The organism is Nonomuraea roseola, assembly GCF_039535395.1.
GTDB lineage: Bacteria > Actinomycetota > Actinomycetes > Streptosporangiales > Streptosporangiaceae > Nonomuraea > Nonomuraea roseola.
Window position 1 is genome coordinate 5116656 of the sequence record NZ_BAAAXC010000015.1, and the last position, 14053, is coordinate 5130708.

The 14053-nt window shown below is 70.0% G+C and carries 10 protein-coding genes; 7 read left to right on the top strand and 3 right to left on the bottom strand.

The features are described from left to right. The first annotated feature begins 9 nt into the window (after window positions 1–9). The 5 genes from frc (at window position 10) to ABFX55_RS47650 (ending at window position 6548) form a co-directional block, all read left to right on the top strand. Window positions 10–1233 (top strand): formyl-CoA transferase, encoded by a 1224-nt coding sequence (frc, locus tag ABFX55_RS47630; protein ID WP_183657898.1) that lies wholly within the window; start codon window positions 10–12, stop codon window positions 1231–1233. Further along, a complete protein-coding gene (locus ABFX55_RS47635; protein ID WP_346130638.1) occupies window positions 1233–3347 on the top strand; it encodes an acetate--CoA ligase family protein in 2115 nt (704 codons plus the stop codon). Before frc ends, ABFX55_RS47635 begins: the two co-directional genes overlap by 1 nt. 152 nt (window positions 3348–3499) lie before the next feature. Continuing rightward, window positions 3500–4906, top strand: coding sequence for an Nramp family divalent metal transporter (locus ABFX55_RS47640; RefSeq protein WP_346130640.1), 1407 nt, complete (start codon window positions 3500–3502; stop codon window positions 4904–4906). Continuing rightward, window positions 4906–5361: a hypothetical protein gene (locus tag ABFX55_RS47645; RefSeq protein ID WP_346130642.1), complete on the top strand. Its 456-nt coding sequence runs from the start codon at window positions 4906–4908 to the stop codon at window positions 5359–5361. Before ABFX55_RS47640 ends, ABFX55_RS47645 begins: the two co-directional genes overlap by 1 nt. Then, a complete protein-coding gene (locus tag ABFX55_RS47650) occupies window positions 5358–6548 on the top strand; it encodes a TerC family protein (RefSeq protein WP_346130643.1) in 1191 nt (396 codons plus the stop codon). Before ABFX55_RS47645 ends, ABFX55_RS47650 begins: the two co-directional genes overlap by 4 nt. 24 nt (window positions 6549–6572) lie before the next feature. Here the strand turns inward: ABFX55_RS47650 and ABFX55_RS47655 are convergent, their stop codons facing one another. The 3 genes from ABFX55_RS47655 to ABFX55_RS47665 all read right to left on the bottom strand — a co-directional run bounded on the left by ABFX55_RS47655 (window position 6573) and on the right by ABFX55_RS47665 (window position 10940). After that, on the bottom strand, window positions 6573–6767 hold the full coding sequence (locus ABFX55_RS47655; protein ID WP_346130644.1) for a hypothetical protein: 195 nt from the start codon (window positions 6765–6767) through the stop codon (window positions 6573–6575). A gap of 689 nt (window positions 6768–7456) precedes the next feature. After that, complete coding sequence (locus tag ABFX55_RS47660) at window positions 7457–8191, bottom strand: GntR family transcriptional regulator (RefSeq protein ID WP_346130645.1); 735 nt, start codon at window positions 8189–8191, stop codon at window positions 7457–7459. A gap of 646 nt (window positions 8192–8837) precedes the next feature. Next, on the bottom strand, window positions 8838–10940 hold the full coding sequence (locus ABFX55_RS47665; RefSeq protein ID WP_346130646.1) for an MFS transporter: 2103 nt from the start codon (window positions 10938–10940) through the stop codon (window positions 8838–8840). 97 nt (window positions 10941–11037) lie between these two features. On the opposite strand from ABFX55_RS47665, the gene sucC reads away from it, so the two are divergent. Both sucC and sucD read left to right on the top strand, forming a co-directional pair. After that, window positions 11038–12192 carry an ADP-forming succinate--CoA ligase subunit beta gene (gene sucC / locus ABFX55_RS47670; RefSeq protein WP_346130647.1) on the top strand — a complete coding sequence of 385 codons (1155 nt, stop codon included), beginning with the start codon at window positions 11038–11040 and terminating at the stop codon, window positions 12190–12192. Between the two features lie 764 nt (window positions 12193–12956). Then, a complete protein-coding gene (gene sucD, locus ABFX55_RS47675; RefSeq protein WP_346131473.1) occupies window positions 12957–13847 on the top strand; it encodes a succinate--CoA ligase subunit alpha in 891 nt (296 codons plus the stop codon). Window positions 13848–14053: the final 206 nt, after the last annotated feature.

Here is a 14053-nt window from a genome sequence, read left to right on the forward strand (position 1 = left end):
GAGCCGTAGATGAAGGCACTGGAAGGCGTCCGAGTCCTCGACATGACCCACGTCCAGTCAGGCCCTTCGGCCACCCAGCTGCTCGGCTGGCTCGGCGCCGACGTGGTCAAGCTGGAGGCCCCGACAGGTGACATCACCAGGCAGCAGCTGCGCGACGTGCCGGACGTCGACAGCCTCTACTTCACGATGCTGAACTGCAACAAGCGCAGCATCACGCTCAACATGAAGAGCGAGCGGGGCAAGGAGCTGTTCACCGAGCTGGTGAAGAGCTCGGACATCCTGGTGGAGAACTTCGGCCCAGGCGCGGTCGACCGCATGGGCTTCACCTGGGAGCGCCTGCAGGAGCTCAACCCGCGCCTCATCTACGCCTCCATCAAGGGCTTCGGCGCGGGCCGCTACGCCAGGTTCAAGGCGTACGAGGTGATCGCCCAGGCCATGGGCGGCTCGATGAGCACCACGGGGTTCGAGGACGGCCCGCCGCTGGCCACCGGCGCCCAGATCGGCGACTCGGGCACCGGCATCCACGCCGTCGCGGGCATCCTGGCCGCCCTCTACCAGCGGGAGAACACCGGCAAGGGGCAGCGCGTCCAGGTCGCGATGCAGCACGCCGTCCTCAACCTGTGCAGGGTGAAGCTGCGCGACCAGCAGCGGCTGGCGCACGGGCCGCTGAAGGAGTACCCGAACAGGACCTTCGGCGTGGAGGTGCCGCGCTCGGGCAACGCCAGCGGCGGCGGCCAGCCTGGCTGGGCGGTGCGGTGCGCGCCGGGCGGTCCGAACGACTACATCTACGTGATCGTGCAGCCGGTCGGCTGGAAGCCGCTGTCGGCGATCATCGGCAGGCCCGAGCTGGCCGACGACCCCGAGTGGGCCACCCCCGAGGCGCGGCTGCCGAAGCTGGACAAGATGTTCCAGCTCATCGAGGAGTGGAGCAGCGCCCACGACAAGTGGACGGTGCTGGACAGGCTCAACGCCGAGAACATCCCCTGCGGTCCGATCCTGTCCACCAAGGAGCTGGTCGAGGACGACAGCCTGCGCGAGGAGGGCATCGTCGTCAGCGTCGACCATCCCGAGCGCGGCGAGTTCGTGACGGTGGGCAGCCCGCTGCAGCTGTCGGACTCGCCTGTCGAGGTGCGCACGCCCCCTCTGCTCGGCGAGCACAACCAGGAGATCTACGCAGCCTTCGGCGTCAGCGCCGACGAACTGGCCGAGCTGAAGACGAACGGAGTCATCTAGTGAGCACCACGAGGGAGATCCTGGACAAGGCGCTGGCGGAGGGCCGCACGGCGCTGACCGCCCCGGAGGGGCGGAGGATCTGCCAGGAGTACGGCATAGCGACCCCGGGCGAGGGCCTGGCCACGAGCGCCGACGAGGCCGTACGGCTGGCGGAGGAGCTGGGCTTCCCCGTCGTCATGAAGATCGTCTCACCGGACATCCTGCACAAGACCGACGCGGGCGGCGTGCTGGTCGGCCTCAGGAACGCTGAGGAGGTCGCGAGCGGCTACGAGCAAGTTCTCGCGAACACCTCTGCATACAATCCACAGGCCACCGTCGACGGTATACAGATCCAGCAGCTTGTCTCGGGCGGGCACGAGGTGATCATCGGCGCGGTCACCGACCCCACCTTCGGCAAGGTCGTCGCGTTCGGCCTCGGCGGTGTCCTGGTTGAAGTGCTCAAGGACGTGACCTTCCGACTTGCCCCGCTTTCGGGTGATGATGCACTCGGGATGCTGGACGACATCAGAGCGGCGGAGGTGCTCCGAGGTGCTCGCGGTGCGCGACCGGCCAGCAGGGAGGCGCTGGCGACGATGATCGAGCGCGTGGGCGCCCTGGTCGGCGACTTCCCCGAGATCACCGAGGTCGACCTCAACCCCGTCTTCGCCGGACCGGACGGGGCCATCGCCGCCGACGTCCGCATCCTCATCGGCGAGCTGCCGCAGGAGAAGGCGCGCATCCCGAGGGAGAAGATCCTCGAGCAGATGACGCGGATCTTCAAGCCGCGCTCCGTCGCGGTGATCGGCGCCTCGGCCGAGCAGGGCAAGATCGGCAACTCGGTCATGCGCAACCTCATCAACGGCGGCTACCGGGGCCAGATCTTCCCGATCAACCCCAAGGCCACCGACATCATGGGGCTGCCGGCCTACAAGAGCGTGGCCGACGTGCCGTTCGACGTGGACGTCGCGGTGTTCGCGATCCCGGCGGCCTTCGTCCCTCCCGCGCTGGAGCAGGCGGGAGAGAAGGGCGTGGCGGGGGCCATCATGATCCCCTCCGGCTTCGCCGAGACGGGCAACGTCGAGGGCCAGGCGAAGATCGTGGAGATCGCCGCCAGGCACGGGGTGCGCATGCTCGGCCCCAACATCTACGGCTACTACTACACGCCTGAGAACCTCTGCGCGACGTTCTGCACGCCGTACGACGTGAAGGGCAGCGTGGCGCTGACCTCGCAGAGCGGCGGGATCGGGATGGCCATCCTGGGCTTCAGCCGTACGACCAAGATGGGGGTGTCGGCGATCGTCGGCGTCGGCAACAAGGCCGACGTGGACGAGGACGACCTGCTGACCTTCTTCGAGCAGGACGACAACACCCACGCCGTGGCCATGCACCTGGAGGACCTCAAGGACGGGCGCGGGTTCGTCGAGGCGGCCCGCAGGGTGGTCAGGCACAAGCCGGTCATCGTGCTCAAGGCCGGCCGTACCGCGATGGGCGCCAGGGCCGCGGGCTCGCACACCGGCGCGCTGGCCGGCGACGACAAGGTCTACGACGACATCCTGCGCCAGGCGGGCGTCGTGCGCGCGCCGGGACTGAACGACATGCTGGAGTACGCGCGCTCGCTGCCGCTGATGCCCACGCCCCAGGGCGAGAACGTCGTGATCATCACTGGCGCCGGCGGGTCCGGCGTGCTCCTCTCGGACGCCTGCGTCGACGCGGGACTGACCCTCATGGACATCCCCGACGACCTCGACCAGGCCTTCCGCGCCTACATCCCGCCGTTCGGCGCGGCGGGCAACCCCATCGACATCACCGGAGGCGAACCGCCCTCGACCTACGAGAACACCGTCCGCCTCGGCCTGACCGACCCGCGCATCCACGCGCTGGTCCTCGGCTACTGGCACACGATCGTCACCCCGCCCATGGTCTTCGCCGAACTGATCGCCAAAGTCGTCCAGGAGGAGCGCGACAAGGGCAACGTCAAGCCTGTCGTCGCCTCGCTCGCCGGTGACACCGAGGTCGAGGAGGCCTGCGACTACCTGTTCGACCACGGTGTGGTCGCCTACCCGTACACGACGGAGAAGCCGGTCGCGGTCCTCGGTGCGAAGTACCGCTGGGCGCGCGCCGCAGGACTGCTGTAAGACGGCGGCTGGAGCCGAGCCGCTGAAGGGGGCCCATCGCAACTGCACATCCCACCCCCCAGGAGGTCCGTCAGTTGGACACGTCCGAGACACCGGTGACCACCACGCCGGTAGAAGACAAGCGAGTATGGAAAGCGGGCCGGCTCGAGCCGATGCCCATCCGCAAGCTGCCCGACGCCCCGCCCTCTGTGCACATCCTCGGTCCCACGGTGTTCCTCGTGGCGCTCGGCGTGGGCATGGGCGAGTCGTACATGTGGCCCCGCCTGGTGCTGCTGTTCGGGCCCGAGATCCGCTGGCTGTTCCTGATCGGCGTCACCCTCCAGGCCGTCGTCATGCTGGAGATGGCGCGCTACGCGATGGCCACGGGAGAGAGCATCTTCTCCGGCGCCGCCCGCGTCTTCAAGCCGCTCATGTGGTTCTTCTTCACCGTCGCGATCCTCGTCTACATCTGGCCAGGGCACCTCTCGGCGGGAGCGGCGGCCTTCGAGGAGATCACCGGCATACCGTGGACCGTGACCGCGGTCACGGGACTGATCCTGGTCGGGGTGGTCTTCAGCCTGGCCAAGGTCATCTACAACGTGCTGGAGAACCTGCTGTCGGTGCTCATCGGCGCGCTGGTCATCGGCACCGCCGTGATCGCGGCCATGGTCGGCTCGTGGTCCGACGTCGTCAGCACGATCACCGGGATGTTCTCCATCGGCTACCTGCCTCCCGAGGCGCTGTCGGCCGCCTGGTTCCCTGTGATCGTCGGCGCCTGCGCCTTCGCGGGGCCGTCCGGGATGCAGCAGATGTGGTACACCCTGCACCTGCGCGACTCGGGGGCGGGCATGGGCGCCCACATCCCGCGCATCCGCGGCCTGAGGCACGCGGGTGAAGAGGAGGCCATGCCCTCGCGCGGCTTCATGTTCGACACCGAGGACCCCGCCGAGATGGCCAAGTGGAGGGGATGGCGGCGCTGGGTCACCTTCGACGCGCTGCTGCTGTTCTGGGGCATCACGATGCTCGTGACGATCTCGTTCACGGTCATCGCGCAGGCCGCGGCCAGGCAGAACCCCGGCGTGCGCACCGCCATCCAGGGCGACGACAGGGAGGTCGCGCTCAGCGTCATGGCCGACGCCGTCTCCTCGGCGGGCAGCTCGGTGCTCGGCGTGGTCTTCCTCGGCTTCATCGCGCTGATCGGGCTCAACGCGACGCTCGGCCTGTTCGACTCCTTCTCGCGCGGCCAGGCGGACATGACCTACAACTTCGTGCCGGGCGCGAGGAAGCTGCGCATGTCGCACCTGTACGCGGGCTTCCTCTGGGGAGTGATCATCTTCGGCATCCTGATCCTGCTCTTCGGACCCGCCGACGGGCCCAGCGGGATCCTGGACACGCTGGCGTTCCTGTCGACGTTCGCGATGGGCGCGTACTGCGTGACGCTGCTGCTGGTCAACAACAGGATGCTGCCCAAGCCCATCAGGCCGAGATGGTGGTCGAACGTGATCATCGGCTTCGGCGCGGTCTTCTACCTCGGGATGCTGTTCTACAGCCTCGTCGCCTTCGGCGTGGTCGTGGGCTGATGGTCTCCCGTCACAGCCTCGAACTGGCCGTCCCAGGGCTCGCCGTCGGCGCGCTGGCCGGCGTCATGGCAGGAGGGCTGACCCTGTTCGCGGGTCAGCCCGGCGGGGCGACCTTCCTCGCGCTGCCGCTGGCTCTCTTCGGCGGCCTGTACGGCATGCTGCTCGGCCACGGACCCTTCAGGCCCGGCACCTTCGCACCCGCCGGCCTGTTATGGCTGCCCGCCTTCCCGCTGTCCAGGCTGGCCCAGGAGAGCGTCGCGGCCACCGGAGCGCTGGCGGACGGCGTGCTGCCCTTCCTGGCCTACCAGGCGATGGTGAGCCTCGGATTCGCCATCGGCTTCCTCTGGCTGCACGAGCGGCTCATGCCGTACTGGCTGCTGCGGGTACGCGCGCGGGGACACAACCCGCGCGCTGACCAACTGCTCGCCCACTACGTGAGGAGTGCCCCGGCGTGAACCTGCCTCCCTGGATCTGGCTGGCCACGATCACGGGGTTCATGCTCGTGCTGGCCGTCGACTTCTACCTGGTCGCCCGCAACCCACGCGAGCCCTCGTTCAAGGAGTGCGTCGGCTGGGTGACGTTCTACGTGGCCCTCGCGGGGGTATTCGGCGCCGGGCTGCTGCTGGTGTCGGGGCCCGCGCACGGCGGGGAGTTCTTCGCCGGCTGGATCACCGAGTACTCCCTCAGCGTCGACAACCTCTTCGTCTTCCTGCTGATCATGAGCCGTTTCCGCGTGCCGATGCGCTACCGGCAGAAGGTCCTGCTGGTCGGCATCGTGCTGGCGCTGCTCATGCGCGGCGTCTTCATCGCTCTGGGCGCGGAGGCGGTGGCGCGCTTCGACTGGCTCTTCTACGTCTTCGGCGCGTTCCTCGTCTACACCGCGTGGAAACTCATCTCCTCCTCCTCCGAGGAGTCGGACGAGTTCTCCGAGAACGCGGTGATCAGGGCGACGCGGCGGCTGCTGCCGACGACCTCCGCCTATCACGGGGCGTCCCTGACCGTACGGCTGGACGGCCGGCGCATGGTGACCCCGATGCTGATCGTCATGGTCGCCATCGGGACCACGGACCTGCTGTTCGCCCTCGACTCCATCCCCGCGATCTTCGGACTGACGAAGGAGCCCTACCTGGTCTTCACCGCCAACGCGTTCGCGCTGATGGGCCTCAGGCAGCTGTTCTTCCTGATCGGAGGGTTGCTGGACCGGCTGGTCTACCTCAGCAAGGGACTGTCGGTGGTGCTGGCCTTCATCGGGGTCAAGCTGGTGCTCGAGGCCATGCACCACGACGGGGTGTCGTGGGCGCCCGAGATCCCGATCGTGGTGTCGCTGGGGGTCATCGTCGCGACGTTGGCGGTGACGACGGTGGCAAGCCTCGTGAAGTCGTCCAGGTCCGCCGCGTCGTCCTCGGCGGCGTCGCCTTCGGGCGCGCCGTCTTCGGGCGCGCCGTCTTCGGGCGCGCCGTCTTCGGTCGGGTCGTCTTCGGCCAAGTCGTCCTCGGTCGGGTCGCCTTCGGCCAAGTCGTCTTCGGTCCCGTCGTCCTCGGTCGGGTCGTCCGAGGCGCCTGTCGGGTCGGCTACGGCCGGCTCGTCCGAGGGTTCGCTCGGGTCTGCATCGTCCGCCTCGACGGAGGGCGAGCGGCGCTGACCTTCGTGCCCGCGGGTGGGGCTATCAGGCCCCGCCCGCGGCCTTGTCGTGCGCCGTCCTGCCGCTCTGGGCGTCGGAGGCCCATTCGCGCAGGTACCGATCGGCCTCGTCGGCCGAGTAGTGCTGCCTGGTCGCCAGCCCCACGGCAAGACCGAGCATGCGCCCGTCGGCGGAGTGGCCGATGGGATCGCCAAGGAGAAAGCGGGCAATCGCCTTCATCTGTCATCACCTCTCTTCCAGGGTCTACCCCTGGTGTTTCCGGAAAACGGCACCGGGTGAACTCCACGTCAACACCGCAGCTGAACTCGTGTTTGTCGTGCGGACGCCGTGCTCATGCCGACCCCGGAGACGCTGTCGCAGTCCCCGATGCGTCCCGTTGGCGGGTGCCTGCGGGTCACGCCGTCCGGACGGCACGGCCGCCGCGCACCGCCATCACCGCCACCCCACCCGCACATCGGGGGAGGCGGGGTCACCCGGCGCTGCCCGTCCATCCCGAGTTGTCCGCACGCCCCGAGATGTCCCACGTCCTGAGATGTCCGCACGCCCTATGACGCCCTGCAGGGTCCACATGCCCCGAGATATCCACCCGCCCTTGGGACGCCCTCCACGGTCCACATGCCCCGAGATGTCCCACGCCCGTATGACGCGCTGCAAGGTCCACATGCCCCGAGATGTCCGCACGCTCCCGGAGATCCGCAGGCCCCGAGATGTCCGTCCGCCCCAGAGATGCGCACGCTCCGAGATATCTGCAGATCCTCAGAGATCCGCAGGCCCCAGATGTCGTCCGCCCCAGAGATGCGCACGCCCCGAGCGGTCCGTCCGCCCTCAGAGATCCGCAGATCCTCAGAGATGCGCACGCCCCGAGCTGTCCGTCCGCCTCGGGGGCGGATGCCCCTCAACGAGGGGATCTAGCTCCCCGGCGCCGTCCGCATGCGGCGTCGCCGTACCGGCTGGGGTGCCGGTTCCTCCGGCTGGTTCTTCCGCTGCTCCAGGTACGACAACCTCGTGTGCTCGGTGTGCTCACGCATGATCTGCGCCGCCATCTCCTCGTTGCCGTCGGCGATGGCGTCGATCAGGTCCTCGTGCTCCTGCCACGACGTGAGACCCCGCTGCCTGGCCACCGGCGTGTGATACCACCGCACCCTGCGCGCCACCTGAGCCGCCAGCTCCGCCAGCACCTTGTTGCCCGACAGCGCCGTGATCAACGCGTGCAGCTCGGAGTTGGCCGTGACCGCGGTGTCCGTGTCCTCCGAATGCGCCGCCGAGGCCCCGCGCGCGCACAGCCTCCGCAGCGCGGCCACCCCGTCCTCGTCCGCGTGCCGCGCGGCCAGCCGCGCGGACTCCGTCTCCAACAGCGCTCGTACGGCAAGCAGCTGGTCGGCCTCCTCGACACTGGGCGAATGCACGAAAGCGCCCTGCCCGGGATGCAGGTCCACCCACCCCTCGCCACTGAGCAGCTGCAACGCCTCACGCACCGGTTGCCGTGACACCCCGAGCAACTCGGCCAGCTCGTTCTCCACCAGGTGCTGGCCAGGCCGAAGCTGCCCGGACACGATGAGCTCAAGCAGAGCCTCGAACACACTCTCCCTGAGCGGAACGGGACGCGGAATCTTGGCCGCCGCCCCCGAATCAGACTGCAACATATCCGCACCTCAACTGTTTGTGGTCGACTGCCTACAGCATACAGTTCCAATGATCCCACCGCCGGGTGACCCCTATCACAGCCCGGCCCAAAGGGTCACCCCGCTGCTTTCACCCTCCTCGCTGTCACCGTCCCCGCTGTCACCCTCATTCCAGACCGCAACGCTCAGCGACCAGCCGCCTTCCACTCCCTGCTCCCTCCACTCCCGCGCTCCCTCCGATCCCTCTGCGCCCTGCGCTCTCTGCCCCTTTCGCTTCCGCGCCTGCGCTCCGCTTCCGCGCCTGCGCTCCGCTTCCGCGCCTGCGCTCCGCTTCCGCGCCTGCGCTCCGCTTCCGCGCCTGCGCTCCGCTTCCGCGCCTGCGCTCCGCTTCCGCGCCCCCTATCCCCGCGCCCTCTGCGCGCTCCGCTCCAGCGCGCTCGTTCCCGTGGGCTCTGCGCCCGCGTCCTTTGCACCCGCGCCTCTGAGCCCTCCGCGCCTTCCGCTCGCTTCGCTCCGCGCCGGCAGACCGTGATCCTCCGCTCCGCGCCACCACTTCAGCGTGGGTTTGCCTCGCGTGGCAGGCCACACGGATCGGAAAGGGCCTGCCCCGGGCCCGCAGCCTTGGTCAAACGGCTCGTGGAGGGCTGCCCGGGACCCGCGACCTCGGTCACACGGGGATCGTGGAGGGTCTGCCCGGCACCCGCAGCCCCAGGCTCGCCGCAGCCGCTGCGAACGCCACGCACCCCGCCACCAGGCCGATGCCACCCAGCCCTGCCCCGCCCGGCAACCCGACGTCACCCAGCAGGTGAATCCCAGTCGATGGATCAGCGGCCGCTCCAGCCCCGACTGGCGGCTGACCTTCAGTGACCGTCCGACCCCGGCTCGGCGGCTGACTCTCAGCGGCCACCCCGGCCCCGCTTGGCGGTTGGCCTTCAGCGATCGCCCGATCCCGGCTCTGCGGTTGACCTTCAGTGATCGCCCGACCCCCGCTCCGCGGCTGACCTTCAGCGGCCACCCCAGTCCCACTCAGGAGGCCGCCTTCATCCACCACCCTCGCTCCGCTCCGCGAGTCACCGCCACCGAGCCCCCCGGCCAGCAGGGTGGATCCAGCCAGCAGCACGCCCGCCAAGCCGACACCCACGATGCCCGCCAACGCCTTGGCGCTGTAGACCACGCCATGGATCTCGGTGACGCGCTCCTCCCCGAAGTACTCCCGCACAAGGGCGGCCACCAGCGGATAGAACCCGCCACCACCCAACCCCGCCACCATCGCGCCCACCGTGACCGCGCCGCTCGCCAGCACCACCTGGCCGACTCCGAGCACGGCGAGCACCAGTGCGAGGGTCCGCCGTCGCCCCAGCAGCTCGGAGACCCTCATCGCCCCCGCCCGTCCCGCTCCGTTCAGCGCGATCAGCAGGGCGAGCGCCACCCACGACCCCATCGCCGCCACCACCACGACGTTGAAGATCGAGATCGCCCCCGCGCAGAGGAGGATCCCCGCCAGGACGGCGAGCGCAGGCGTCCGCAGCGCCTGTCCTGGCGTGAACTCGCGTACCGCTGGAGGCGTCCTCCGCAGGTGCCTGGTGTCCAGGGCGAAGTGCCTGGGGTCGATCGTGTCGGGCCACCACCGGGGCGGCGCCAGCCGTACGAACCTGGCCGCCAGCCCGATCGCCACCACGGCCACCACCGCACACACCGCGAACGCGACCCCCAGAGCACCCGAGCCCCCATCGCCGATTCCAGCCGTCAGCGCACCCAGGCCTCCATCGCCGACTCCAGGCGTCAGCGCTCCCGAGCCCCCATCGCCGATTCCAGCCGTCAGTGCACCCAGGTCTCCATCACCGGCTCCAGCCGTCAACGCACCCGAGCCTCCATCATCGGCTCCAGTTGCCGGCGCACCCGAGCGCGCATCGCCGGCTCCGACCGTCATGCCCGCGACTATCGCGACGGGAAGCGCCCCGTACCCGAACGCCCCCGTCACATAGCCCACCCTGGCCGCGGACCTCTCCGGATACCAGCCCGCCACCAGCCGACTGCACACCCCGTACACCAGGCCGCCACCGACCCCGCCGAGCAGCGAGAACCCGATCAGCAGCGCCCAGAGCTCCCCGCTGATCGCCACGGTGAGCAACCCGATCCCACTCAGGCCAGCTCCCACCCCCAGCACCCGGCCCACCTGCGGCCCACGACCCGGGCCCGCAGCACCCTCCCGTCCACGATCCCAGTCCCGATCGCCACGGCTGCGGGTCTCGCGACGCCGGTCCCCGCGATCCCGGTCTCCACCGCGATGACTGCGGGTCTCGCGACGCCCGTCCCCGCCATCCCGGTCTCCACGGCGGTGAACGTCCTCATGGCCCGGGTTCTCGGCAGCTTGGCCCTCGCCGTTCCGATCCTCGCGACGCCAACCCGTCGTCCCCGCTGCTTGGGTGCCGATGCTCGTGGGGTCGGTCGCCAGGTCATCTCGCGGGGAGGTGCCTGCCGCGGTGGGCGGCGTCACGCCGCCTGAGGGACCTGGGCCAGGCAGGCGGGTGCTCAGGAGGAATGCCGTGACGGCCTGGCAGACGATCCATGCGGCCAGCGGCAGCAGGACGGTGGCCAGGGAGCGGCCCTCGGCGAGGAAGGCCGGTACGGCGGCGGCGTAGCCGTACTGCAGGGGAGCGATGGCGATCATCGAGGCCCAGGCCAGCACGAACATCCTGTGGCGGTCGGACGGCGGCGCGGTGACAAGGTAGGCGCGACCGCGCCAGTCCCTGACCAACGTATCTTCCATACTGTATGGAATATCCGGGCGACAGTGTTCTGTCGAGATCTAGACGGGACATATTCCATACGGTATACCGTCTACAAGAACCGCATAGGGAGTCTCGATGGACCTGTACGAGTACCAGGCGAAGGAGCTCTTCAACCGGCACGGTGTCCCCGTACCGCGCGGCGGGGTGGCGGCCACCCCTGATGAGGCGCGGACGATCGCGGCGGAGCTTGGCACCCCGGTTGTCATCAAGGCCCAGGTAAAGACCGGCGGCCGGGGCAAGGCGGGAGGAGTGAGACCCGCGCCGGGCCCGGCCGCGGCGCACGAGGAGGCGGCCCGCATCCTCGGCATGGACATCAAGGGGCACATCGCCCACACCGTCCTCGTCGAGGAGGCGACGGTGGCCTTCGAGGAGTACTACGCGGCCTTCCTCGTCGACAGGGCGAACGGCTGCTTCCTCGCCCTGGCCTCCACAGAAGGCGGCATGGAGATCGAGGAAGTGGCGGCGACCAGGCCCGAGGCGTTGCTCAAGGTGGCGATCGACCCGCTCGGAGGGGTGGACGGGGCGCAGCTCGCCCGTCGTTCGGGACTGCCCGAGGCGGCGGGGCCGGTGCTGGAGCGGCTGTGGCGGGTGATGGTCGAGGAGGACGCGCTGCTCGTCGAGGTCAACCCGCTCGCCTGCACCACCGACCAGCGCATCGTCGCCCTCGACGGCAAGATCACATTGGACGACAACGCCCTGTTCAGGCACGCGGGCGAGGACGCCTGCCCGGTGACGGAGTGGATCGGCGGAGAGCACTTGGGGGAGGGGCTCGAGGCCAGGGCGCGCCGGCGCGGGCTCAACTACGTCAAGCTCGACGGCCAGGTCGGCATCGTCGGTAACGGCGCAGGACTGGTGATGAGCACGCTGGACGTCGTCGCCCAGGCGGGCGCGGGGCCGGCGAACTTCCTCGACATCGGGGGTGGCGCGTCGGCGAAGGTGATGGCCGACGGGCTGGAGATCATCCTGTCCGACCCCGACGTCCGTTCCGTGCTGGTGAACGTCTTCGGCGGGATCACGACCTGCGACGCGGTGGCGACGGGGGTCGTCTCCGCGCTCCAACTGCTCGGTGAGCGGGGGGCGACGCGGCCGATCGTCGTCCGGCTGGACGGTAACAACGCCGAGGTCGGACGGCGGATCCTCAGCGACGCCCGGCATCCGGCCGTCCGCCAGGTCTCCACGATGGACGGCGCCGCCGAACTGGCCGCGCGCCTGGCCAAGGCGAGCGCGTGATGACGGCAGGGCGCCCTCGAGGGACGGCCCGCCGTGCGGGAGACGGGTCCGCAGGAAGTGGACGTCAGGTGGGGGACGCGACTCCAGCCTCCAAGCGACATGCTGGCGACCCCGCTGCTACGGAGTGCGACGACCTGGACGGCGGCGGCCTGTATGCCGGTGACCCGTACGGCGGTGGCCTGTACGGCGGTGATCCGTACGGCGGCGGCCTGTACGGCGGTGGCCCGAACGCCGGCGACCTGTACGGCGGTGACCCGAACGCCAGTGACCCGTACGCCGGTGAGGGGCGGCGGCGCGGATCGGTTCTGCCGGCGTGGGACGTGTGGGGTCGTGGCGCGTTGGGTGGATCGAGGAGGGGGTCTGGCCTCCGGTGTGAGGGCGTGGAGTGCCGCTTCGGCGGGCCGGCGGCCTGCGCGGGGACGGGGTCGTGGCGTGGACGTGGAGTCTCTGCAGCGTTTGCGCCGGGTGCGGCGGCTCGCGCGCGGCGAGGCTGCGGGGTCGGCGGGCCGATGCCGGACAGCGGTAGGCGCGAGTCGTGGGCCGGACCGGCGTCGGATGCTGCGACGAGGGTGGGGCCGGCATGCATTGCTGGGGCGAGGGTGGGGCCGGCATGCATTGCTGGGGCGAGGGTGGGGCCGGCATGCAGTGCTGCGACGAGTGCGGGTCGGCATCCAGTGCTGGGGCGGGGGTTGGGGTGGGGGCGTGGGCTGGGACGCGACTCGTCCCTTGGCGACATGGCGTCGGTTCGTGAAAGCGGGTAGATGATGGCGATCTTTCTGACCAAGGACAGCAGAGTCCTCGTGCAGGGCATGACCGGCGCGGAGGGCGCGAGGCACACGGCCAGGATGCTGGCGGCGGGCACCGACGTCGTCGCAGGCGTGACCCCCGGCAAGGGCGGCACGTCGGTGGACTTCGGCGAGCGAAGGGTGCCGGTGTTCGGCACCGTGGCCCAGGCGATGGCCGAGACGGGCGCGGACGTGTCGGTGGTGTTCGTACCGCCACGCTTCGCCGGAAGCGCGGTGGAGGAGGCGGCCGAGGCCGAGATGCCGCTGTGCGTGGTGATCACCGAGGGCGTTCCCGTCCATGACACGTTGCGGTTCCTGGCGAAGGCGCGTCACACCAGGGTCATCGGGCCGAACTGTCCTGGGCTGATCAGTCCGGGACAGGCGTCGGCGGGGATCATCCCCGCGGACATCACCGGGCACGGGCGCATCGGGCTGGTGTCCAAATCGGGCACGCTGACCTACCAGCTGATGTACGAGCTGCGAGATCTCGGGTTCTCGACGGCGGTGGGCATCGGCGGCGACCCCGTGATCGGGACCACGCACATCGACTGCCTGCGGGCGTTCGAGGAGGACCCCGCCACTGACGCGATCGTGATGATCGGAGAGATCGGGGGCGACGCGGAGGAGCGGGCGGCGGCGTTCGTCGCGAACGGCGTGACCAAGCCGGTCGTGGCGTACGTGGCGGGGTTCACCGCTCCCGAGGGCAAGACCATGGGGCACGCGGGGGCGATCGTGTCGGGCTCGTCGGGGACGGCGCAGGCGAAGAAGGAGGCGCTGGAGGCCGCGGGGGTCAGGGTCGGCAGGACCCCGTCGGAGACCGCTCGCCTCATGAGGTCGGTCCTCACCCGCCCGACGAGGGAGGCCTCATGACCGCCTCGGGACACGCAGGGTCAGGACGACGTTTCGCCGTGCCCGGCAGGACGGCCGTCGAGCCGGGCCAGGGCGAGAGGGCGTCCGGAGAGGCGGGCTCTCGTGGGGCGGCGTCCGGAGGGGTGGGCTCACGTGGGGTGGTGCCCGAAGGGGCGGGCTCTCGTGGGGTGGCGTCCGGAGGGGTGGGCTCGCGTGCGGTGATGTCC

Bases quoted from the DNA above. Each gene is read 5' to 3' on its own strand.
- frc (WP_183657898.1), top strand. From the start codon at position 10: ATGAAGGCACTGGAAGGCGTCCGAGTCCTCGACATGACCCACGTCCAG.
- ABFX55_RS47640 (WP_346130640.1), top strand. From the start codon at position 3,500: ATGCCCATCCGCAAGCTGCCCGACGCCCCGCCCTCTGTGCACATCCTC.
- ABFX55_RS47645 (WP_346130642.1), top strand. From the start codon at position 4,906: ATGGTCTCCCGTCACAGCCTCGAACTGGCCGTCCCAGGGCTCGCCGTC.
- ABFX55_RS47655 (WP_346130644.1), bottom strand. From the start codon at position 6,767: ATGAAGGCGATTGCCCGCTTTCTCCTTGGCGATCCCATCGGCCACTCC.
- ABFX55_RS47660 (WP_346130645.1), bottom strand. From the start codon at position 8,191: ATGTTGCAGTCTGATTCGGGGGCGGCGGCCAAGATTCCGCGTCCCGTT.
- ABFX55_RS47665 (WP_346130646.1), bottom strand. From the start codon at position 10,940: ATGGAAGATACGTTGGTCAGGGACTGGCGCGGTCGCGCCTACCTTGTC.
- sucC (WP_346130647.1), top strand. From the start codon at position 11,038: ATGGACCTGTACGAGTACCAGGCGAAGGAGCTCTTCAACCGGCACGGT.
- sucD (WP_346131473.1), top strand. From the start codon at position 12,957: ATGGCGATCTTTCTGACCAAGGACAGCAGAGTCCTCGTGCAGGGCATG.